Raw genomic sequence first — 21,533 nt, forward strand, 5'->3', positions numbered from 1 at the left:
CCGGCAGGCCGTTGATCTATGGCTGCTCAGGGCAGGTTTTTCACATCCTCGATGTGCAGCGGCATCATGTTCTTGTTCATGTTGTACATGACCCAAAGTGAGCCGGAGAGCGTGATCAGCAGCACCACGACGGTGAAGATCAGCGCCATGAAGGTCCAGCCGCCTTCGGACTTGGTGTCCATGTGCAGGAAGTAGATCATGTGAACGAAGATCTGGATGACGCCGAGACCCATGATCGCGATGACCAGCAGCGTCTTGTTTTCAAGAACGTCGCCCATGACCAGCCAGAACGGGATCGCCGTCAGGATGACCGACAGGACGAAGCCGATCATGTAGCTTTTGAACGTGCCGTGGCTGGCGCGATCATGGTGATGATGGTCGTCGCCATGCGCGTCGTGGTGTGCGTGTGCTTCGGAACTCATCAAAGAACTCCCATGAGATAAACGAAGGAGAAGACGCCGATCCAGATGACGTCAAGGAAGTGCCAGAACATCGACAGGCACATCAGGCGACGCTTGTTTGCGGCGATCAGACCATGTTTTGCGACCTGGAACATCAGTGTGACGAGCCAGATCACGCCGAAGGTGACGTGCAGACCGTGCGTTCCAACCAGCGCGAAGAAGGCGGAAAGGAATGCCGAACGCTGTGGACCTGCACCTTCTTCGATCAGGTGATGGAACTCGTAAAGTTCCACGGCGAGGAATGCGAGGCCGAAGAGACCGGTGATGCCGAGCCAGGTCAGCGTCGTCTTCACCTTCTGCTTTTCCATTTCCAGCATGGCGAAGCCATAGGTGATGGAAGAGAAAAGCAGGAAGGCGGTGTTGATCGCCACAAGCTTCAGATCGAACAGATCGGCGCCCGAAGGGCCGGCCGCGTAGTTGCGGCCGACAACGGCATAGGTGGCAAACAGAGTTGCGAAGATGAGGCAGTCGCTCATCAGATAGAGCCAGAAGCCCAGCGAGGTGCCGTTCTCCGGGTGGTGGTCTTCCTTGAGGTAGAAGACCGGTGTTTCCGCGCCCGCGGCGCTTTGTGCAGGTGTATGAGCCATATTCGTTACGCCTGTTCCGCAAGCAGCTTCGTACGTTCCGCCTCGACTGTCGAAACATCGGAGGCAGGAATGTAGTATTCGCGGTTGTAGTTGAAGGTATGGGCGATCGAGACCGCGATGATGGCGAGCATGGACAGAGCCGCCAGCCACCAGATGTGCCACACCAAGGCAAAGCCAAGCACGACGCTGATGGCGCTGATGATTACGCCCGCACCGGTGTTCTTCGGCATATGGATCGGGATGAAGCCTTCCTTGGGACGGTCGTAACCGCGCTTCTTCATATCCGCCCAGGCGTCGACGTCATGGACAACCGGCGTGAAAGCGAAGTTGTAGGCAGGCGGCGGCGACGAGGTCGACCACTCCAGCGTGCGCCCATGATAGGGATCGCCGGTCACGTCACGGAGCTGATCGCGCTTCAAGAAGCTGACGATGAGCTGGATGACGAAGGAAGCGATGCCGAGCGCGATCAGGAAGGCGCCGAAGGCTGCGATCAGGAACCAGATCTGGAGCGAATTGTCCTCGAACTGGCTGATACGGCGGGTCACACCCATCAGGCCGAGAATGTAGAGCGGCATGAAGGCGAAGTAGAAGCCGATGAACCAGAACCAGAAGGACAGCTTGCCCCAGAACGGATCGAGGCGGTAGCCGAAGGCCTTCGGGAACCAGTAGACGATACCCGCAAGCACACCGAACACCACGCCACCGATGATGGTGTTGTGGAAGTGGGCGATGAGGAACAGCGAGTTGTGGAGCACGAAGTCCGCCGGGGGAACAGCGAGAAGAACGCCGGTCATGCCGCCGATGACGAAGGTGATCATGAAACCGATCGTCCAGAGCATCGGAACGTCGAACTTGATACGGCCCTTGTACATGGTGAAGAGCCAGTTGAAGATCTTCGCACCGGTCGGGATCGATATGATCATCGTGGTGATGCCGAAGAAAGCGTTGACGCTTGCGCCGGAACCCATGGTGAAGAAGTGGTGCAGCCACACTATATAGGCGAGGATGGTGATGACACCCGTCGCATAGACCATCGAGGCGTAACCGAAAAGACGCTTGTTGGAGAAGGTCGAGACGATTTCCGAGAAGACGCCGAAGGCTGGCAGCACCAGGATGTAAACTTCGGGATGGCCCCAGATCCAGATGAGGTTGACATACATCATCGGGTTGCCGCCGAGATCGTTGGTGAAGAAATTCGTGCCAACGTAACGGTCAAGGGTCAGAAGGGCGAGCGTGCCGGTCAGGATCGGGAAGGATGCCACGATCAGGATGTTCGAACACAGCGACGTCCAGACGAAGATCGGCAGGCGCATCATGGTCATGCCAGGTGCGCGCATCTTGATGATCGTGACGATCAGGTTGATACCAGAGAGCGTCGTGCCCACACCGGCGATCTGTAGACCCCAGATGTAATAATCCACACCCACGCCCGGACTTCCATCAATGCCGGAAAGCGGCGGATAGGCAAGCCAGCCAGTCTGCGCATATTCACCGATGAACAGCGAGATCATGGTGATGACGGCGCCGGCCGTGGTCATCCAGAACGAGAAGTTGTTGAGGAAGGGGAACGAAACGTCGCGGGCGCCGATTTGCAGCGGCACGACGAAGTTCATGAGACCGGTGATCATCGGCATGGCCATGAAGAAGATCATGATGACGCCATGGGCCGTGAAAATCTGGTCGTAATGGTGCGGCGGAAGATAGCCTTCCGATCCGCCCGAGGCGATCGCCTGCTGGACGCGCATCATGATGGCATCTGCGAAACCGCGCAGCAGCATGACGAGTGCCAGAATGATGTACATGATACCGATCTTCTTGTGATCGATGCTCGTGAACCATTCATTCCAGAGATAACCCCACAGCCGGAAATAGGTGAGGGCGCCGACGACGGCGATGCCGCCCAGAGCCACTGCCGCAAAGGTCGCGACGAGAATGGGCTCGTGAAGCGGGATGGACTCCCATGTCAGCTTCCCGAACAGGAATGACGTTTGATCGGAATTGACGATCATTTTTAGCCTCTTGCGATTCTAAGACATAAGATCGGCGCAGCCATTGGCCGCGCCGCATAATGCCGGGACTTATCCGTCAGCCAGCGACTTGTTTCGTTTCCGGCAGCGCCGCGGGTTCGAAAGTCTGTCCTTCGATCGCAGCCGGAGTGGATTGGGGTCCGCTGGCGACACCGTAAGGTGAAAGCGGCGTACAGACGACGGAGTTCAGCGCCTTGGCGATATCGATGCCTTCCTTGCCGCCGCCGCCCTTGGCGTCGATATGCATCATGTCACGCATGCAGAGCTTGTTGGGCTCGACGCAGCGGTTGAGGATGGCATCGTAAAGCTGCGGATCGACGGAGGCGAAATATTGCACCGGCTCACGTTCCGAAGGCTTGGCGAAGTCGAGATATTCCTGGCGGCCGAAGCCTTTGCCGCCATCCTTGATCTTCGCAACCCACTGATCGAAGCCCTGCTGGCTGAGACCATGGAACTTGAAGCGCATATGCGAGAAGCCGGGGCCGGAGAAGTTGGCCGAGAAGCCGTCATAAACGCCTTCCTTGTTGATGACCGCGTGCAGCTTGGTCTGCATGCCACCCATGGCGTAGATCTGGCCGGCGAGTGCGGGAACGAAGAACGAATTCATCGCGGTCGTGCCGGTGATCTTGAAGTTGATCGGAACATCGACCGGAGCTGCGAATTCATTGACGCTGCCGATGCCGAGCTCGGGGTAGAAGAACAGCCACTTCCAGTCCATGGCCACCACTTCCACCGTAAGCGGCTTGGTCTCGGCGGTAACCTGACGGTTTTCGTCGATACGCTCCAGCGGGCGGTAGGGGTCGAGACGGTGGGTGGAAATCCAGGTCACCGTGCCGAGCATCAGGATGATGGCGACCGGGGCGGACCAGATCACCATTTCAAGGCGCGTCGAGTGATGCCACTCGGGATCGTAATCCTCGGCCTTCGCCGATTCGCGATACTTCCATGCGAAGAACAGCGTCAGGGCGATAACCGGGACGATGATGAGCAGCATCAGAACCGTGGACGTGATGATGAGGTCGCGCTGCTGGATGGCGACGTCGCCCGAAGGGTTCATCACCACGAGGTTACAGCCGCTAAGCAGCAGCAGTGCGGGGATTGCCAGAAGGGCAGATGTGATTTTCTTGATCATGCGCACGTTCTTTGAACTCGTACAGTTTGGATTATGCCGCGATTAATTGCCGAACATCATTTTTGAAATGAGGTATATTGTCGCGGTGCAGCGAAACCTTCGCGATGCACCATAGGCTTAGCGGAGCCGCGTTTGAAGGCGGAGCGGCTGCATTATCGCATAGCGCGCTTCCGGGGCAAGCCTTTCTTATCAAACTTCAATTGACGTTACGTAGGGTGCGTGTGACAATCCGTCGCATCGTAACGCTAAGGAAGAGGAGCCGGCGCGTTACAGGAAATGGTTCGTCCATGACGCAGGAGGGATATTATGAGTTATACTGATGCTGCTCCATCTTTTGGGCGGGCGCCGGAAGCGAACGGACATGGGAGCGATCCGGTCAAGGTCGATCCGGATCGCATTACAATTGCTGTCATTCTTGCGAGAATGACGGAGTTTTTCGACTTTTTCATCTACGCCATCGCCTCCGCGCTCGTTTTTCCGCATGTCTTCTTTTCCTTCGTCGATCCGCTGACGGCGACGCTTTATTCCTTTGCGGTCTTCTCGCTGGCCTTCATCGCAAGGCCGATCGGTTCATTGATCTTCCTCCAGATCGACCGAAAGTTCGGACGCGTCGTCAAGCTGATGGCGGCCCTGTTTACGCTCTGTGGTTCCACGATGGCGATCAGCTTTCTTCCGTCCTATGCGGAAGCCGGCATGCTTGCCCCCTGTCTACTGGCGGTATTCCGTATCGGTCAGGGACTTGGTCTTGGCGGTGCCTGGGATGGTCTTGTCTCGCTCCTCGCCATGAACGCACCGCCGAAGCAGCGCGGCTGGTACGCCATGATGCCGCAAATTGGTGCGGCGATGGGCTTTGGTCTTGCCAGCGCATTCTTCATCGTGTTCGTGACGCAGCTCTCCAGCGCGGAATTCCTGGCCTGGGGCTGGCGTTTCCCGTTCTTCGTTGCACTGGCGCTCAATGTTCTCGCGCTCTTTGCCCGCCTGCGCATGATTGTCACGCCGGAATTCCAGTCCATGCTGGCACAGCATGAGCTGGAGCCGCGTCCCATGTTCAAGATGCTGCGCTCGCAGTTTCCGGTCGTGCTGACGGGCGCTTTCGTGCCACTGGCAAGCTTCGCGCTCTTCCATCTCGTCACGGTCTTCCCGCTGAGCTGGGTTTCCCTTAATACCACCCAGCGGGTTTCGGACTTTCTGTTCGTGCAGTTCGTCAGCGCCATCATCGCCGGCGGCATGATCGTGGTGTCCGGTATTCTCGCCGACAAAATCGGCCGGCGGAAGCTTCTGGCTTTCGCCGCAGTGCTGATCGGTCTTTTCAGCCTCGTGGCACCGCTCCTGCTGAGTTCGGGCGATATAGGGCGTTATCTTTTCGTCTTGGTCGGCTTTGCATTGCTTGGCCTTTCCTTCGGTCAGGCGGGCGGTGCGCTCGCCTCCCGCTTCAGTCGCGAATACCGTTATACCGGCGCTTCGCTAACCTCGGATATTTCCTGGCTGATCGGCGCGGGTTTTGCACCGCTCGTCGCGCTCGGATTTTCGTCCAAATTCGGACTGTTTGCGGTCGGTATTTATCTGATGTCGGGTGCAGTCTGTACACTGGTCGCACTGTGGTTCAGCCGAACGCTGGACATGCCCTCGGAGTGAACAGGGCAATATAACCATCTTTGCAGCCATCGCGCCGCGGAATCCTGTCGGATTTCGCGGCGTTTTTGTTTTTTTATTGCGTGGGACCGATTTTAATCTTGACTCGCTCCATCATGAAATATTATGTAAGCAATACTGACGTAATTCAATGTGTCTCACTGCCGGAAATGCCGGCCATCAGGGAACGCAATGCGAACGATGACGATCATTATTTGCGAGAAAGCGGCCAATGCCGCCACGCCGTTTGGCGGCCGCAAAACGACCGTTCGCGCCATTAAACGCCGATAAGCAGAAAAGAAGAGGAGCAGCCAGGTCGCCTGCGGCTCCGCCCGCAGAGTGCCGGCTGACGCGCCGGGTTTCGGGAAAAGGGCGATGCCGCGCGGAATGCGCAACGAGAGGAGAGAACCTTGAGCGTGACGGAGCAAAAATTCGGCCTTTACGATGCGGCTTTTGAAAAAAGCAGCTGTGGCGTCGGTTTCATCACCCGCAAGGACGGCGTGCAGACGCATGATGTGCTGAAGCGCGGTCACGAGGCGCTCTGTGCCGTGCCGCATCGCGGAGGCATGTCGGCGGAGGGCGTGGGCGATGGTGCTGGCGTGTCGCTCGATCTTTCACTCTCATTTTTCCGGAAGCTGACGGACAACGATTCCTTGCAGGCAGGCCGGTTCGGCGTCGGCAATTTTTTCCTGCCGCAGAACCCTGCTTTTCATGACCAGGCGATCGGCATCATCGGCAGTGCGCTGGAGGAACAGGGCTTCTCGATCCTGCTCGTCCGCAATGTACCGGTGAATGACGCGGCCATCCGCGCGGCCGCCATTTCCTATCAATTGCCGATCCGGCAATGGGTCTTTTCGGCGCCAGCGGAATGCGCAACCCTTGCCGAGTTTGACTGGCGTATCCACAAGGCGCTGCTCGCTATCGAGGCGCTTGCCTACACCGCGCCGGAACTTGCCGGTTTTTATCCGCTTTCGCTCAGCGCGCGCACGCAGGTTCTGAAAGGGCGTCTGAACTCGCATGAGGTCATGCCCTATTTCTGCGACCTGACCGATCCGCGCCATGAAGTGCATACGATGTATTTCCACACGCGGTTTTCCACCAATACCGATCCGCATCCCTCCATGGCGCAGCCCTTCCGGCTGATGGCGCATAATGGCGAACTCAACACCGACAAGAAGAACCGGCTGTCGGAAGCGGCCGTGGCGCTGGCGAAAAATGCCAGCATCATCCGGCCGAAGGGCCAGTCTGACAGCTGCCGTCTGGACCAGACATTGCAGGCGCGGGTGATGGAAGACGGTCTCGATCTCGTCACCGCCGTCGTCTCGATGATGCCGCCCGCCTGGGAAAACGACGACACACTGTCGCCCGGCGTCAAGGCGATGCTGGAATATTTCTCGCTCTACGAAGAGAAGAACGACGGCCCGGCTGCGCTGATTTTTGGCGACGGCACCATCATCGGCGCACGGCTCGATCGCCTCGGCCTGCGCCCGCTGCGGACCGTCGAGACGGACGATTATCTCTGCGTCATGTCGGAGGCGGGGCAGATTGCCTTTCCGGCCGAAAGCGTCATCCGTCGCGGCCGCATCGAGGCCGGCGGCATGCTTTATTACGACCACGCCGAACGGCGCGCCTTTTCCACCGTCGAGGCGCTGGAGCTTCTGGCGGCGCGGCGGGACTACCCGTCGCTATTGTCTGAAGCGCGCGTCATGCTTGCGGATTTGCCGGAGGTGCCCGCCGAAAAGCAGGGATCGCCGCTTCGTTACAATGGCGATCTGGAACGGCATCAGCGTTATGTCGCCTATTCGCACAATCAGGAAAGCTTCAAGTTCCTGATGGATCCGATGCTGGCGTCGGGTGCTGAAAAAATCTCGGCCATGGGTTATGGCAATGCCATCAACGCGCTCTCCGATCAGGAAGGCGGGGTTGCCAAATATTTCTCGCAACGCTTTGCGCAGGTCACCAACCCCCCGCTCGACAGCATCCGTGAGGCCGATGGCATGACGCTGCGCGTGGCGCTCGGCGCAAAGCCGAATAGCGGTGCGAAAGCGGCCCGCCAGATTGTCGTGCGCTCCCCGATCCTGACCCATCTCGACATGCTGCGCATTCGCGAGCAGTCGGAGACGCCAGTTCGTCGTTTCGAAATGCTCTATGCGCCGATCTTTGATGCTGCGAGTGCCAACGAAGCGGCCTTGCGTCAGGCTATAGATGGCCTCTGCGGTGAGGTTGTGGCTTTCGCGGCTGGGGAGGGCGGTATTGCCGTCGTCACTGACCGGCATGTTTCGGTAGGTCGTGCGGCCTTGCCGATGATCATGGTCGTCTCCGCCATCAACCAGCGGCTGATCGAGGAGGGTCTGCGGCTGCGCGTGTCCCTGATCGTTGAAAGTGGGCAATTTTCTTCCTCGCATCACATCGCGGCGGGCCTTGGCTTCGGGGCTTCGGCTGTCTACCCACTCGGCGTGCAGTTCCGTGCGGAAGAGAAATTCGGCGCCGATGCTGACAAGGCCTTCAAGCGTTTTGCCAAGGCGGCTGAAAAGTCGCTGATGAAGACCATGGGCAAGGTCGGGCTGTGCACGGCGGAAAGCTATATTGGCGGCGAGTTCTTCGAACCGAACTTCCTCGACACCAACGATCCTGTGCTGAAGCGTTATTTCCCCAATGTTAAGACCCCGGTCGGTGGCGTTACCTTCGCTGTCATCGCGCAGGCAGTAGTGGACTGGCATCGAAAGGCGCTGTCGGTAAAGGGTGAAAACGACATTCCGCTGCTCGGTCTCTTCAAGGAGCGCGCCGAAGGTGCGGGCCATTCCTATGGTACGACGGCGGTTCGCGGTTTCGTTGATATGACCGAGGAAAAGATCGGTTTCGACAAGGGAACCGACAACGAAGAGGCGCTGCGTCTCCTGCCGCTCAACCGGCTGGAGGATGCTTTCGGCCTCAACGATGCGGCCTATTATCACAACAGCTTCGACCGGCTGACGCCCGAATCAATCGACGCTTTCGAGGTAACGCCCGGTTACCGCGCCTTCGCACGCATGATGGCCGAAGAAAGGGCCCGCCGTCCGGCAGCCCTTCGTGATGTTCTGGAATTGCCGGCCGATGTGACCTTTGCCGGTTCGGCCGAAGAATTCCGCCGCGAGATGGGGCGCTTTTCCAGACGTGGCAACAACAGCTTCATGGTGCGCGGATTGCTCTGCGAAAGTGCGGGCGAAGGCGCGTTCCGGCTGCAATTGACCGGCCCGCACGGTCATGAGCTTGCCCGGCTTGCCGCACTCGGTCAGTCGCTGCTCGACCGTTTCGGTGAGGATATTGCCGGCCATTGGCTGGAGGGCGGCGCGCTTCTGGTTCAGGCGAAGGGTGAAGCATTCACCTATCTGTCGCTGATCCGCACCGCACCTGACAGCATTGCGCTCGACGCCGTGCAAAAGGCGAGTGAAATCACCAAGACCCTCGCTTCGGGTGCGATGAGCCATGGCGCGCTGGTCGCAGCCGCCCATGAGGCGGTGGCGCATGGCACCAATATGGTCGGCGGCATGTCGAATTCGGGGGAGGGCGGCGAGCATATTTCCCGTTACGGCACCATCCGCGCCTCGCGCATCAAGCAGTTCGCCTCTGGCCGTTTTGGTGTCTGGGCGGGTTATCTTGCCGACCCGATGCTGGAGGAAATAGAGATCAAGATAGGCCAGGGTGCAAAGCCCGGCGAGGGCGGGCAATTGCCGTCCCCCAAGGTAACGGTGGAAATAGCCGCGGCCCGTGGCGGCACCCCAGGCGTCGAGCTGGTTTCGCCGCCGCCGCACCATGATACCTATTCGATCGAGGATCTGGCCCAGCTTATCCACGACGCCAAGGCGGCGCGCGTGCGCGTCATCGTCAAGCTCGTCTCGTCGGAAGGCATCGGCACGATTGCAGTCGGTGTTGCGAAAGCGGGTGCGGATGTCATCAATGTTGCCGGCAATACCGGCGGCACAGGTGCGGCCGCCGTCACCAGCCTCAAATATACCGGCCGCGCGGCGGAAATCGGCATCGCCGAGGTGCATCAGGCGCTTTGCGCCACGGGCCTTCGTGCCAAGGTGCTGCTGCGCTGCTCCGGCGCGCACCAGACGGCGAGCGACGTGGTGAAATCGGCCCTTCTTGGCGGCGACAGCTTCGAGTTCGGCACCACGGCGCTGATGATGCTGAAATGCGTCATGGCGAAGAACTGCAACATCAAGTGCCCCGCCGGCCTCACCACCAATCAGGAAGCCTTCAACGGCGATCCACGCGCGCTGGCGCAATATCTCATGAACATCGCCCATGAAACCCGCGAGATATTGGCCGCACTCGGGTTGCGCTCGCTGCGCGAAGCTCGGGGCCGCTCCGATCTTCTTCACCTCCTCGATCATCCGGCGAGCGTCGGCCAGCTTGACCTGCGCGCGATGCTTTCGGTGGTGGAGGAAGTGAAGATCGACAGCCCGGTCTATATGGAAAAGGACTTCGCGCTGGACGATGCCTTCATCGAACTCGTGCGCTCGGCTCTGATCGACAGCAGACGGGAAAACATCGAGCTTGGCGGCAACCGCTTCCTCAACAATTGCAACAAGAGTGTTGGCGGCCAGCTCGCCGTCGATATCGAGCGCATGCTGAACCACGAACTTTCCGACGAAGAGGCGGATGCGCTTCCGGCTGTGAAGCGGGATAGCCGTGGCCGCCGTTTTCTGGAGGCGGGTTCGGTGCGCATCGACACATCAGGGTCGGCCGGGCAGTCCTTCGGCGCTTTCTGCAATGACGGCATGGTCATGGTCCATACCGGTACCTGCAATGATGGCGTCGGCAAAAGCGCCTGCGGCGGCACCATCGTGGTGCGCTCCCCCGGTGGCGGTTCGCAAGATGCTGATGGCAATGTGCTGGTCGGCAATTTTGCATTGTTCGGCGCCACCGGCGGTCGCACTTTCGTGGAAGGGCAGGCGGGCGACCGTTTCGCGGTGCGCAATTCGGGTGCGACAGCCGTTGTCGAAGGTGTGGGCGACTTCGCCTGCGAATATATGACCAATGGCGCTGTGCTTAACCTCGGCAGTTTCGGCAAGGGTTTCGGCAACGGCATGAGCGGCGGCTTCGTCTATCAATATGACCCTTACGGCGATCTGCCGAAGAAGGTAAGCCATGATTCCATCCTGCTCGGCTCCATCACCGGCGAGGACGAACAGGCATCTATCCACAATCAGGCCGTTCACCAGCTTTTGACCTGGCATGTCGACGAAACAGGGTCGGCCAAGGCCGCATGGATTCTGGAAAACTGGGAAAGCGAACAGCACAATTTCGTCTATGGCATGCCGCGCGCCCTGCTGCTTTATCAGGACAGCGACGAAATTCTGAAAGCCAAGCCCCGCAAGGAGCTGCTGGAGGAACTGGCATCCGCGCTTGCGGCGCATCAGGTGCGGAAGTTCAAGCTGGCCTATCGCGAGCGAAAGGCCGTCTTGAACGGAACCGTCCCTGGTTATGGTGAGACGGATACGGAAGACATGTATGCGCTCATCAACAACTACACGGTTTTGAGTATGGCGCAGGCCATTGCTCTCCAACGGTTGCCGATGGCATCCGGTCCTTCCGATCCCGCCGTCGAAAAGGCCGTGCGTAATCTCGTCCTCACGGAAGACTATGCGCTGATGCAGCGGCTGCTGAAATATGCACGCGAGGCGCTTTCCGATCATGATGACGAGCAGCTTGCGGTGATGATCGCCGCCAAGCGGCTCGACGATTACAAGCAGGCGCTTGCGCGCCGCAACATCTGGTCGGTGGATAGCCCCGGCACCTATGGCTGGATCATTCAGCAGAACCGCAAAAACATCGAGAAGATCGGTCGTCTGCCGGGCTTTGAGGAGCTTTTCGCGGCGCGTGCCATTCCCGACCTTGCCACCGCATCCAGCCAGAACAGGGCAGCATGATGAAGATACCTTACATTCCTCAAGATGCCCCGTTCAATGGCGACCAGCGCGCCTGGCTATCCGGCTTCCTGGCCGGGCTTCATTCCCGCGCAGCGATGGGTATGGACACATCAGTTGCCGCTGCCGCTCCCAAGGCGGCGGCCAGCGTGCTGAACATTCTCTTCGGCACCCAGACCGGCAATGCCGAGGCGCTGGCGATGGATATAGCCGACGCCGCCCGTGCCCAGGGCATGCAGCCTGTGGTGAAGGCCTTGGACGATGTGTCCATGGATAGTCTGGGTGCCATGAAGCGCGTCATTGTCGTCACCTCCACCTACGGCGAAGGTGAAATGCCTGACAATGCCCAGCTTTTCTGGGAGGCACTTTCCACGGAGGCCGCACCCCGGCTGGATGAGATGAACTTTGCCGTGCTTGCGCTTGGCGACACCGGTTACGATGGCTTCTGCCAGGCGGGCAAGCTCATCGATACCCGCTTCGAGCAGCTTGGCGGCAAACGCATGAAGACGCGTATCGATTGCGATATCGATTTCGAAGATGTCGCAGCCAACTGGATCGGAGAGACCCTGCCGCTCGCGCTCGCTATCGATGGTGGCAATAAGGCGGCGGTTGTGCCGGTGATCGCCGAGGCGCCCGCGCGGGCAAAACAGGGCTGGAGCCGCAAGAACCCCTATGCTGCGCAGGTGAGCGTCAATCGCCTTCTTTCCGGGCCTGCTTCGTCCAAGGAAATTCGCCACTACGAATTTGATCTCGGCGAAAGTGGTCTCGACTATGAGGCGGGGGATGCTCTGGGCGTCGTTCCCCTAAACGACCCGAAACTGGTAGGTGCGCTGCTCGAACGCTTCGGAGTGAACGCGGATGGCGAGGTCGCCGGACTCGACCGTCCGGTCGGCGATGCGCTTCTCAATATGTTCGAGATATCGACACCGTCGCGTGAACTGGTCGCCGAGATCGGCAAGCGCGCAGGGCACGATGAACTCAGCCACATCCTTGCGAATGGAGACAGGGAACAGCTTGCCGCCTTTCTCTGGAGCAAGGATATTCTCGACCTGCTTAGTCTCGGTGAAAAACCCGTATTCGACCTTGCTGAATTCGTGACTTTCCTGAAGCCGTTACAGCACCGCGCCTATTCGATCTCTTCCAGCCCTCTGGCCGCGCACAACAGCGTGCATCTGACAGTCGCCAGCGTGCGTTATCGCGCCGAAGGTCGCGAGCGTGGCGGCGTGTGCTCCACTTATCTCGCGGACCGGGTAGAGGCGGGGCAGAATGCCGGGATTTTCGTCTCTCCGAACAAGGCGTTTCGCGTGCCTCAGGACAATGAGGCACCCGTTATCATGGTGGGACCGGGCACGGGCATTGCGCCATTCCGCGCATTTTTGCAGGAACGGCAGGCGCGGGGCGCAAAGGGCAGGAACTGGCTGTTTTTCGGCGATCAGCACCGGCAGTCGGATTTCATCTACGAAGATGAGCTTGGAAAGATGAGTCGCGATGGCGTGCTGACCCGTCTCGATCTCGCTTTCTCGCGGGATCAGGCCGAAAAGATCTATGTTCAGACCCGCATGCGCCAAAACGGCAAGGCACTCTATAAATGGCTCGAAGAGGGCGGCCATTTCTATGTTTGCGGCGATGCGACCCGCATGGCGAAGGATGTTGACGATGCCCTGCACCGGATCGTTATTGACGAGGCGGGCATCTCTGCGGAAGCCGCAAGCGACTATGTAAACCGGCTGAAGCGCGAAAAACGTTATCTGCGAGATGTTTATTAGAGCAAGGCGCTGAGGCCCATCAGCAATTGGAGCAGGTGATCTCTGCGTCGCGCTGTTTGAAGAAATAATCGCGTGCGATCGTGATCGATCGTACGCCGGACGAAGAAATATCTGGCATGAACATCAACAATTCATGCGGCACGGAAAGCTCGACATGGATGAGGAAACTGTCCGCTACAAGCAAACGTGTGGGAACGGAGACTGGCGATCCCACCACATAGGGCCTCGCGTTTTTCTCGTTCCAGGACCAGGCGATAGTCGCCTGTTTCTGCTTGTCGATCTTGATACCGCTGATTTTCAGCTGCAGCCCCTTCGTGCTGTAAGGCGCAAAGACGGCAGCCGTTACGTCCTGCATGCTTGTCATATAAGCCTTGTCGACGGAATTTGTTTTGGAGATCAGGTCGTTGATCGTTGCGGAGGCGCTGCTTGCCCGCTTGTAGGTATTATAGCCGATGGTGAGTTCGAAGGACGTTAGATAAAGCGCAAGCAATATCGGGAAGACGATTGCAAATTCTACCGCACCCACGCCACGGCGATCCCGTGCGAAGCGTTCAACGAGCGCGATGAAACGAAGTCGGCCGTTCGTGATGGTGGAAACAAGCCCTGCCATCATGAGCCCCCGCTCGTGGTATATTTCTCGTTCATGAAAGCATCGGTCGCGACAATGAGGAAATGCGAGGGCATCGACCCGTCGGCTGGGCGTATTTTGGTAAGATATGGTCGGATGATATCTGCGACTACGCGCCAGCGATAATAGACGCGCAGCATGTTGATCGTGTCCGGCCCACCCGGCTTGAAGTCGAATTGCGCCGTGTCGAGATCGTAATATTCGCCGTTAGCTTTCAAGGGTATCGTAGTTGGAATATCCTTGAAGGCGGTGAAGGAGCGAAGGTCTATATAAAGCTTCTGTTCTTTTTTGATCTCATCATCGCAGGTGATAATCACCGAAACTTCGTTGCAGAAACTCTTGCGAAAATCCTCTTTGGAAATCGAACTGCTGATCTGCCCGGTGCGCAGACGCCTCGCCATCGTGTCGGTAGCATTGACGACCACTTGCTCCGCCATCAGGGCGATGAAAGTTTCGATGATCGCAAAGACGACGAGGAAATAGGGAAGCGCCAGGATCGCGAATTCGATGGCTGCTGTCCCGTCACGCGAGAGCCCGAATTTTTCCAGCAATGGCTTCAATTTGGCCAGTCGCATATGTGGGTGTCGATCTTTAGAATATGCGGCAAGCGCAACCGTTGAATTTGTTGCGGACCATAACCAGCCGGTGTTTAAATTCAGTTACCCCGACGAGTTATACTTTATCAGTTCGCAAAAATGGCACAGGCTATAAACGCAAAAAGCCCGGCATATCGCCGGGCTTTTACTTACTGGAAAAACGATAGCTTATTCCGCGTCCGCTTTTGAGAGAACCTCAAGGGTGGGTGTGGAGGTGATATTGTAGCCGCAATCCACGTAGTGGCACTCGCCGGTAACGCCGCGCGACATGTTGGACAGCAGATAAAGAGCCGATCCGCCGATATCGTCGATATCCGCTGTCCGCCGCAGCGGTGCGTTTTTCTGGTTCCACGCATAAATTGCGCGCGCATCGGAAATGCCGGCGCCCGCCAGTGTGCGGACCGGGCCGGCCGAGATGGCGTTGACGCGAATATCGCGCGGACCATAGTCGGCAGCGAGATAACGCACGGACGCTTCGAGAGCGGCCTTGGCAACGCCCATAACGTTGTAGTTGGGGATGACCCGCTGCGAACCGTTATAGGTCAGCGTCAGCATGGATCCGCCATTCGTCATCAGTTCGGCGGCACGCTTGGCGATTTCCGTGAACGAGAAACAGGAGATGACCATGGTGCGGCTGAAATTCTCGCGGGTTGTATCCGCGTAAAGACCCTTCAGCTCGTTCTTGTCGGAAAAGCCGATCGCGTGCACGACGAAATCCAGCGTACCCCATTTTTCGCGGATTGCCGCAAAAAGCGCGTCGACCGAGGCGATATCCTCGACATCGCAAGGCACGATGAAGTCGGATCCGAGCTCGGCGGCGAGCGGCTTTACCCGCTTGCCGAGCGCCTCACCCTGATAGGTGAAGGCGAGCTCTGCGCCCTGCGCCGCAAGCGCCTTGGAGATACCCCAGGCGATGGAGTGATTGTTTGCGACGCCCATGATGAGGCCGCGTTTACCCTGCATGATGCCGTTCATGGCAATTATCCATTATGACGCTGGAAGACCAGCGTGGCGTTGGTGCCGCCGAAGCCGAAGGAATTGGAAAGGATCGTGTCGATCTTGGCATTGTCGATGCGGCTGCGAACAATCGGGACGCCCGCAAATTCCGGATCGAGTTCGGAAATATGCGCGCTCTCGCCGATGAAGCGTTCCTGCATCATCAACAGGCCGTAGATCGATTCCTGAACGCCTGCTGCGCCCAGCGAGTGGCCGGTGAGGGACTTGGTCGACTGGATATGCGGGATCTTGTCGCCGAAGACTTCCCGGATCGCGCCGATTTCCTTGCTGTCGCCGACCGGCGTCGAGGTGCCGTGGGTGTTGATGTAGTCGATATCGCCCTTGACGGTGGAAAGGGCCTGACGCATGCAGCGGATCGCGCCCTCGCCGGAAGGAGCCACCATGTCGTAACCATCCGAGGTTGCGCCATAACCGACGATCTCGGCGTAAATCTTGGCGCCGCGCGCCTTTGCATGCTCCAGCTCTTCAAGAACCAGTACGCCAGCACCGCCAGCGATCACGAAACCGTCGCGGTTGACGTCATAGGCGCGGGAAGCGAGGTCTGGCGTCTCGTTATATTTGGACGACATCGCGCCCATGGCGTCGAAGAGGTTGGACATGGACCAGTCGAGATCTTCATGGCCGCCAGCGAACATCACGTCCTGCTTGCCCCACTGGATCATCTCGGCGGCGTTGCCGATGCAATGAGCCGATGTGGAGCAGGCCGAAGAGATCGAATAGTTGACGCCGTGGATCTTGAACCAGGTCGCAAGTGTGGCCGATGCGGTCGAGGACATGGCCTTCGGCACGGCAAACGGGCCAATACGCTTCGGGCTGTTATTCTTCAGCGTGATATCGGCGGCTTCGACGATGGTGCGGGTGGAAGGACCGCCCGAACCCATGATGATGCCGGTGCGCTCGTTGCCGCTGATGTCGCTTTCCTCGAGACCGGAATCGGCAATCGCCTGCTTCATGGCAACGTGGTTCCATGCGCCGCCCTGCGAAAGGAAGCGCATGGCGCGACGGTCGACCAGCTCGGTCGGATCGAGAGACGGCTTGCCCCATACCTGGCACTTGAAACCGTGTTCGGCAAAATCCGGTGAAAATGAAATGCCGGATTTGGCGTCGCGCAGGGATGCGGTGACTTCGGCGGCATCACCACCGATGGAAGAAACAATGCCGAGGCCGGTGACAACAACTCGTCTCATGAAATGGACCTTTTCTTAAGATTTCGGCTGGACGGCCGAAGCCGCCCGGCGTTTGCCAGGACTATTCCGTCCGCTTCAGGCGGTCTTTTCCTTCGACAGCCCCACACGAAGGTCCGTCGCTTGATAAATGGTTTCGCCGTCTGCCTTCAACCATCCGTCTGCGGTACCCAGAACGAGACGTCCGCGCATCACGCGCTTGAAGTCTATGCCGTACTGGAGAAGCTTCGTCTCCGGGCGAACCATGCCCTTGAACTTGACTTCGCCGGTGGAGAGCGCCATGCCGCGGCCTTCTTCGCCCAGCCAGCCGAGGAAGAAGCCAGTCAGCTGCCACATGCCGTCAAGGCCGAGGCAGCCCGGCATGATCGGGTTGCCCTGGAAATGGCAGGGGAAATACCAGTCGTCTGGGCTGACATCGTATTCAGCGCGGATGAAACCCTTGTCGAACGCGCCGCCGGTTTCGGAAATTTCGGTGATGCGGTGAACCATGAGCATGGGAGGCAACGGAAGCTGGGCATTTCCCGGGCCGAACAATTCGCCGCGTCCGCAGGAAAGGATCTCCTCGTAATTGTAACTTGATTGCCTCGTTGCCATACCGCTTTCACTTCCTCAATCACTGGTGTTTATCGACTTCACTAGAGCAAGTTAGGTTCAAAATGAAGCGCTGCAAGGGCAGAGGCCATTATGCCCCCATTCTTTGTCTTCGAACCTTCTTCACAGAAGTCATTACCTCAATATGCCGTCCGCATACAGGAACCATCCGGCAGGAACCAGAGGAAATTTGCAAGAATGGCCGGTTTGCAGCCATTTGCGACACTCGGCGACGCTGAAACTATTGAAAGCATTCACCGCAAAAGATATATGCTATTGCAATTGATGGGTTTCACCCCTGTGTTTGGAATGGGATTGCATGGCATTTGACGCCACATTGGATATTGGAACGAGGCTGCGGCGCTCGGGGCTGCGCCCCACGCGCCAGCGCGTGGCTTTGGGCGATCTTCTCTTTGCAAAGGGCGACCGCCACCTGACGGTGGAGGAACTGCATGACGAGGCGATCACCGCCGGCGTGCCCGTTTCTCTCGCCACGGTCTACAATACCCTGCATCAGTTTACCGAAGCCGGTCTCATCCGCGTTCTGGCTGTCGAGGGTGCCCGCACCTATTTCGACACCAACGTGTCGGACCACCATCACTTCTTCGTGGAAGGAGAGAACGAGGTTCTCGACATCCCCGTCAACAATCTCCAGATCGACAATCTGCCAGAGGCGCCCGAAGGCATGGAAATCGCTCATGTGGACGTGGTCATTCGCCTGCGTCGCAAGCGGAGCTGAGGCTTCGGTTTGATAAACAAAACAACATGGCGCCCAAGGGCGCCATTTTTGTTTCAGGCAGCCTTCGCCGCCTCACTTCAATATATCTTCGGGCCGTCTGCCGGGCTTGCCCTTGTAGGGCGGAAAGGTCCATCCGAAGATCAACGCTCCGGACCGGACACCGAAAGCCGTCAATACGCCGATGCCCGACGCGATATAAAGCGGCGCGCCGAGGAAATAGGCGCCGGTGAAGATGGAGGCCCCCAAAAGCGCGCAGGTGATGTAGATTTCCGGGCGCAGCAGCACGGAGGGTTCTCCCGCAAGAACATCGCGCAATACGCCGCCGAACGTCGCTGTCAAAACGCCTGTCACGATGGCCACGGTTGCGGAGCCGCTTGCAGCCAGACCCTTGGCGGCGCCCATGACGCAATAGGCTGAGAGGCCGACGGCATCGAGCCAGATAAGCACCCGATACCGGGATTCGAACAGGTAGGCGGTGAAGAAAAGCAGAACCGCAACCGATACGCAGACCAGAATATAGGTCGGGTTCACCACCCAGAACACGGGCGCCCTGCCCAGCACGAGATCGCGCACTGTGCCGCCGCCGATCCCGGTCGCGGCGGCGAAAAACAGGAAGCCGATCAGGTCGAGCTGCTTGCGTGAGGCGGCCAATGCGCCGGTTGCGGCAAACACGGCAACGCCGGCATAATCGAGAAAACCCAGCAGTGTCATGGAAAAGGTCCCCCCGGAAATTTGGATGCGTTTGCGTCAGTGTCGCGCAAGCACGGAACTCTAGGCTGGCCGCCCGGATGATCGCAACATCCATAAACGAAACGGATGCAAAGGAAAATGCCGTGCGAATCGCTATCGTTGCCGCTCTTCAGGCGCTGGTCCTCTTGATGTTTCCGGTCGCGCTGGCGGCACAGCAGCAGCTGGTGAACGATCCCGAGATCTATGAAAAGGATCATTTCCGCAAGGAGTGCAAGACGGCTGGCTTCGGCGATGATTTCATCACCAGACTGGATATCAACAATGATGGCCTGATGGATGCCGTCGTCAATCACGGCGTGCTGGATTGCGATGGCGAAAAAGGCCGCAGCTGCGATGAGGAAGGGTGCCCTTACAATTTTTACGTCCAGGTCAAAGAGGGCGGATATCTGATGATCGCGACGGCTCGGATTTACGGCTACGATTTCATCAAGCGTTTCGGCAACATGGTCTTCGTACTGAAGATGCACCCGCGTTATTGCGATCGAACCGACAAGGAAACCTGCCTGATGACGGTGCGGGTGCGCGGCACGAAATTCGTCACCATATCACGCAAGTGACGACGCATTACGTCAGGGCGCGACGCGCCTGATCCGGACCCTTTGATTATAGCGGTGGCGAAGCGAACGCGGAATGACGAGTGTGGCGATGGCGACCGCAAAAACGGTTGCCGCAACCACCCACAGGGCATCGTACTGCAGCGTGGCGCCCAACACCGCCCCGCAGATTGCGCCGCTGATCATACCGAGCCAGGGCACGATCTGGATGCCCCAATCGAGGCTTCGCTCCCCCAGAAGATAGCGACCGATGCCACGGCCAAAACGGGAAAGGGCACCGGTCACGTAGGTAAGACCGATCGGCAGCCCCTCAATATGCTCGACGGCAGCGTTGACCATGCCCATGGCGAAAACGACAAGATAAAACTGCGTCAGGGCGGAAGCATCGCCGCGCAGCAATGCGGCGATCGCCACCAGCGATCCCACGGCCACGAGAACGGCAAAGATGCTCCGGTCGAATTTATGTGCGACTACGATGCCGCCGGCATTGCCCGCCACGAAAGCGACGATCGCGAAGAGCAGTTTCGCCGCATGGGAATAAACGCCAGCTTCGACCGAGATGGCCGCGCGGGTGGTATTGCCGGTCATGAAGGAAACGAAATCGCCGGAAAGATGAAGACCCACCGCATCTGTCATTCCGGCGATGAATGAAATGGCGGCGACGAGCGCAATACCGGTGCCGGTGCGCCTTGCCCTGATGATGTTACGGCGTCTCTGTCTGGTCATGGAAAAGCTCGATATGGAAAACAGCGGGCCGATGCGCCGGGCTGTGTTATCCTATGTCTAGAATGCCGGGCGGCTTGTTTGCAATCTTTCTGGAAGCGTTTGAGTGCCTCTATTTTGTCTAGACAAATGTAAAATCCCTGCCTAGCATGCCTCAAATAAAGCGAAAAAAATATCGCACAAAAATAAATCAAAAGGGGTTCCGATCATGAAAAAAACATGGGTTATCGCCGCAATCGCGACGCTTGTTTCATCTGCTTCCACCTATGCCGAAACATCGGTTACAATAGGCATGTCCGGCTGGACCGGCTTTGCGCCACTGACGCTTGCCAAGCAGGCCGGCATTTTCGAAAAGAATGGCCTCAAGGTCGATATCAAGAAGATTCCGCAGGCAAGCCGGCATCTGGCGCTTGCTTCCGGTGACATCCAGTGCGCCGCCACCACGGTCGAAACATGGATTGCCTGGAATGCCAACGGCGTGAAGTCCACCCAGATTTTCCAGATGGACAAGTCGCACGGAGCCGACGGCATTGCGGTGCGCAGCGATGTTGCAAAGGTCGCGGACCTCAAAGGCAAGACGGTTGCCGCTTCTGCACCGGGCACATCCCCCTATTTCTTCCTTGCCTGGATACTGAAGGAAAACGGCCTGACCCTGAAGGACGTGAAGGTCGTCAACCTTGAGCCGGGACCGGCCGCACAGGCATTCGTCGCCGGCCAGAATGAAGCCGCCATGACCTATGAGCCTTATCTGTCCACAGTGCGCGCCGCACCGGACAAGGGGAAAATCCTTGCGACGACGCTGGATTATCCCGCCGTCATGGATACGTTCGGCTGCACGCCGGATTTCTTGAAGGCCAATCCGCAGGCGGCAAAAGCCCTTGCGGACAGCTATTTCCAGGCGCTCGAACTCATCAAGACGGACCCTGCAAAATCCTATGAGACCATGGGAGCGGACGTAAAACAGACGGGCGAGGCATTCGCAGCTTCGGCGAAATTCCTGGAATGGCAGGACAAGGCCGCCAACCAGAAGTTCTTCGACGGTGAATTCAAGACATTCTCCGAAAAATCGGCTGATCTGCTTCTGGAAATCGGCGTGATAAAATCGAAACCCGATCTTTCGACACTCGCGGACACGTCCTTCATCAAGTAATAGAAGCAAACCGCTGCTTTTCCTTCGGGGATTACTGCAGCCAATGAGAAGCCTTGCAGCGCCTGTGCGTCATGGACGACGCAC

At 58.2% G+C, this 21,533-nt stretch carries 18 protein-coding genes; 7 read left to right on the forward strand and 11 right to left on the reverse strand.

Annotated elements, in window-relative coordinates; all coding sequences use genetic code 11:
- Nucleotides 1–26: 26 nt before the first annotated feature.
- The 4 genes from cyoD to cyoA form a co-directional block, all read right to left on the reverse strand.
- Nucleotides 27–422, reverse strand: coding sequence for a cytochrome o ubiquinol oxidase subunit IV (cyoD, locus tag CRO62_RS18330; RefSeq protein WP_097101104.1), 396 nt, complete (start codon nucleotides 420–422; stop codon nucleotides 27–29).
- Complete coding sequence (cyoC, locus tag CRO62_RS18335; RefSeq protein WP_097101105.1) at nucleotides 422–1,048, reverse strand: cytochrome o ubiquinol oxidase subunit III; 627 nt, start codon at nucleotides 1,046–1,048, stop codon at nucleotides 422–424. Before cyoC ends, cyoD begins: the two co-directional genes overlap by 1 nt.
- A gap of 5 nt (nucleotides 1,049–1,053) precedes the next feature.
- On the reverse strand, nucleotides 1,054–3,057 hold the full coding sequence (gene cyoB / locus CRO62_RS18340; RefSeq protein WP_003514419.1) for a cytochrome o ubiquinol oxidase subunit I: 2,004 nt from the start codon (nucleotides 3,055–3,057) through the stop codon (nucleotides 1,054–1,056).
- A gap of 76 nt (nucleotides 3,058–3,133) precedes the next feature.
- Nucleotides 3,134–4,207 carry a ubiquinol oxidase subunit II gene (gene cyoA, locus CRO62_RS18345; RefSeq protein WP_003514421.1) on the reverse strand — a complete coding sequence of 358 codons (1,074 nt, stop codon included), beginning with the start codon at nucleotides 4,205–4,207 and terminating at the stop codon, nucleotides 3,134–3,136.
- A gap of 306 nt (nucleotides 4,208–4,513) precedes the next feature.
- Here cyoA and CRO62_RS18350 point away from each other — a divergent pair, with 306 nt between their 5' ends.
- From CRO62_RS18350 to CRO62_RS18360, 3 genes are all read left to right on the forward strand, one after another.
- Nucleotides 4,514–5,842, forward strand: coding sequence for an MFS transporter (locus CRO62_RS18350; RefSeq protein WP_097101106.1), 1,329 nt, complete (start codon nucleotides 4,514–4,516; stop codon nucleotides 5,840–5,842).
- 407 nt (nucleotides 5,843–6,249) lie between these two features.
- Nucleotides 6,250–11,754 carry a glutamate synthase-related protein gene (locus tag CRO62_RS18355; RefSeq protein WP_097101107.1) on the forward strand — a complete coding sequence of 1,835 codons (5,505 nt, stop codon included), beginning with the start codon at nucleotides 6,250–6,252 and terminating at the stop codon, nucleotides 11,752–11,754.
- The gene (locus tag CRO62_RS18360) at nucleotides 11,751–13,517 is read left to right on the forward strand and encodes a sulfite reductase subunit alpha (protein WP_097101108.1); all 1,767 of its coding nucleotides are present in this window, start codon (nucleotides 11,751–11,753) and stop codon (nucleotides 13,515–13,517) included. The genes CRO62_RS18355 and CRO62_RS18360 overlap by 4 nt, the downstream gene beginning before the upstream one ends.
- Before the next feature lie 19 nt (nucleotides 13,518–13,536).
- On the opposite strand, the gene CRO62_RS18365 is transcribed toward CRO62_RS18360, so the two are convergent.
- The 5 genes from CRO62_RS18365 to fabA form a co-directional block, all read right to left on the reverse strand.
- Complete coding sequence (locus CRO62_RS18365; protein ID WP_097101109.1) at nucleotides 13,537–14,130, reverse strand: TadE/TadG family type IV pilus assembly protein; 594 nt, start codon at nucleotides 14,128–14,130, stop codon at nucleotides 13,537–13,539.
- Nucleotides 14,127–14,720: a TadE/TadG family type IV pilus assembly protein gene (locus CRO62_RS18370; RefSeq protein ID WP_097101110.1), complete on the reverse strand. Its 594-nt coding sequence runs from the start codon at nucleotides 14,718–14,720 to the stop codon at nucleotides 14,127–14,129. The genes CRO62_RS18365 and CRO62_RS18370 overlap by 4 nt, the downstream gene beginning before the upstream one ends.
- 189 nt (nucleotides 14,721–14,909) lie before the next feature.
- Nucleotides 14,910–15,716 carry an enoyl-ACP reductase FabI gene (gene fabI / locus CRO62_RS18375; protein ID WP_003514436.1) on the reverse strand — a complete coding sequence of 269 codons (807 nt, stop codon included), beginning with the start codon at nucleotides 15,714–15,716 and terminating at the stop codon, nucleotides 14,910–14,912.
- Between the two features lie 5 nt (nucleotides 15,717–15,721).
- Nucleotides 15,722–16,945: a beta-ketoacyl-ACP synthase I gene (gene fabB, locus CRO62_RS18380; protein ID WP_097101111.1), complete on the reverse strand. Its 1,224-nt coding sequence runs from the start codon at nucleotides 16,943–16,945 to the stop codon at nucleotides 15,722–15,724.
- A 75-nt stretch (nucleotides 16,946–17,020) separates the two neighbouring features.
- Complete coding sequence (gene fabA / locus CRO62_RS18385; RefSeq protein WP_003514441.1) at nucleotides 17,021–17,536, reverse strand: 3-hydroxyacyl-[acyl-carrier-protein] dehydratase FabA; 516 nt, start codon at nucleotides 17,534–17,536, stop codon at nucleotides 17,021–17,023.
- Between the two features lie 195 nt (nucleotides 17,537–17,731).
- Here fabA and CRO62_RS27685 point away from each other — a divergent pair, with 195 nt between their 5' ends.
- Nucleotides 17,732–17,863 (forward strand): hypothetical protein, encoded by a 132-nt coding sequence (locus tag CRO62_RS27685; RefSeq protein WP_003514443.1) that lies wholly within the window; start codon nucleotides 17,732–17,734, stop codon nucleotides 17,861–17,863.
- A complete protein-coding gene (irrA, locus tag CRO62_RS18395; protein WP_097101112.1) occupies nucleotides 17,853–18,272 on the forward strand; it encodes an iron response transcriptional regulator IrrA in 420 nt (139 codons plus the stop codon). Before CRO62_RS27685 ends, irrA begins: the two co-directional genes overlap by 11 nt.
- A 72-nt stretch (nucleotides 18,273–18,344) precedes the next feature.
- Here the strand turns inward: irrA and CRO62_RS18400 are convergent, their stop codons facing one another.
- On the reverse strand, nucleotides 18,345–18,983 hold the full coding sequence (locus CRO62_RS18400; protein WP_097101113.1) for a trimeric intracellular cation channel family protein: 639 nt from the start codon (nucleotides 18,981–18,983) through the stop codon (nucleotides 18,345–18,347).
- A gap of 77 nt (nucleotides 18,984–19,060) precedes the next feature.
- Between CRO62_RS18400 and CRO62_RS18405 the strand changes: the two genes are divergently transcribed.
- On the forward strand, nucleotides 19,061–19,579 hold the full coding sequence (locus tag CRO62_RS18405) for a hypothetical protein (RefSeq protein ID WP_097101114.1): 519 nt from the start codon (nucleotides 19,061–19,063) through the stop codon (nucleotides 19,577–19,579).
- Nucleotides 19,580–19,591: 12 nt separating this feature from the next.
- On the opposite strand, the gene CRO62_RS18410 is transcribed toward CRO62_RS18405, so the two are convergent.
- Entirely contained in the window at nucleotides 19,592–20,302 is a 711-nt protein-coding gene (locus tag CRO62_RS18410; protein ID WP_097101115.1) for a YoaK family protein, read from the reverse strand.
- Nucleotides 20,303–20,507: 205 nt separating this feature from the next.
- Here CRO62_RS18410 and CRO62_RS18415 point away from each other — a divergent pair, with 205 nt between their 5' ends.
- Nucleotides 20,508–21,449: an ABC transporter substrate-binding protein gene (locus CRO62_RS18415; RefSeq protein WP_097101116.1), complete on the forward strand. Its 942-nt coding sequence runs from the start codon at nucleotides 20,508–20,510 to the stop codon at nucleotides 21,447–21,449.
- Nucleotides 21,450–21,533: the final 84 nt, after the last annotated feature.

The sequence above is a fragment of the Rhizobium sp. AN6A genome (genome assembly GCF_900215635.1).
GTDB lineage: Bacteria > Pseudomonadota > Alphaproteobacteria > Rhizobiales > Rhizobiaceae > Agrobacterium > Agrobacterium tumefaciens.

Excerpts from the sequence above, each read along its gene's own strand:
- CRO62_RS18370 (WP_097101110.1), bottom strand. The coding sequence starts at position 14,720 with ATGCGACTGGCCAAATTGAAGCCATTGCTGGAAAAATTCGGGCTCTCG.
- CRO62_RS18405 (WP_097101114.1), top strand. The coding sequence starts at position 19,061 with ATGATCGCAACATCCATAAACGAAACGGATGCAAAGGAAAATGCCGTG.
- CRO62_RS18400 (WP_097101113.1), bottom strand. The coding sequence starts at position 18,983 with ATGACACTGCTGGGTTTTCTCGATTATGCCGGCGTTGCCGTGTTTGCC.
- CRO62_RS27685 (WP_003514443.1), top strand. The coding sequence starts at position 17,732 with ATGGCCGGTTTGCAGCCATTTGCGACACTCGGCGACGCTGAAACTATT.
- CRO62_RS18410 (WP_097101115.1), bottom strand. The coding sequence starts at position 20,302 with ATGACCAGACAGAGACGCCGTAACATCATCAGGGCAAGGCGCACCGGC.
- irrA (WP_097101112.1), top strand. The coding sequence starts at position 17,853 with ATGGCATTTGACGCCACATTGGATATTGGAACGAGGCTGCGGCGCTCG.
- cyoD (WP_097101104.1), bottom strand. The coding sequence starts at position 422 with ATGAGTTCCGAAGCACACGCACACCACGACGCGCATGGCGACGACCAT.
- CRO62_RS18360 (WP_097101108.1), top strand. The coding sequence starts at position 11,751 with ATGATGAAGATACCTTACATTCCTCAAGATGCCCCGTTCAATGGCGAC.
- cyoC (WP_097101105.1), bottom strand. The coding sequence starts at position 1,048 with ATGGCTCATACACCTGCACAAAGCGCCGCGGGCGCGGAAACACCGGTC.
- fabI (WP_003514436.1), bottom strand. The coding sequence starts at position 15,716 with ATGAACGGCATCATGCAGGGTAAACGCGGCCTCATCATGGGCGTCGCA.
- cyoA (WP_003514421.1), bottom strand. The coding sequence starts at position 4,207 with ATGATCAAGAAAATCACATCTGCCCTTCTGGCAATCCCCGCACTGCTG.
- CRO62_RS18350 (WP_097101106.1), top strand. The coding sequence starts at position 4,514 with ATGAGTTATACTGATGCTGCTCCATCTTTTGGGCGGGCGCCGGAAGCG.
- cyoB (WP_003514419.1), bottom strand. The coding sequence starts at position 3,057 with ATGATCGTCAATTCCGATCAAACGTCATTCCTGTTCGGGAAGCTGACA.
- CRO62_RS18415 (WP_097101116.1), top strand. The coding sequence starts at position 20,508 with ATGAAAAAAACATGGGTTATCGCCGCAATCGCGACGCTTGTTTCATCT.
- fabA (WP_003514441.1), bottom strand. The coding sequence starts at position 17,536 with ATGGCAACGAGGCAATCAAGTTACAATTACGAGGAGATCCTTTCCTGC.
- fabB (WP_097101111.1), bottom strand. The coding sequence starts at position 16,945 with ATGAGACGAGTTGTTGTCACCGGCCTCGGCATTGTTTCTTCCATCGGT.
- CRO62_RS18365 (WP_097101109.1), bottom strand. The coding sequence starts at position 14,130 with ATGATGGCAGGGCTTGTTTCCACCATCACGAACGGCCGACTTCGTTTC.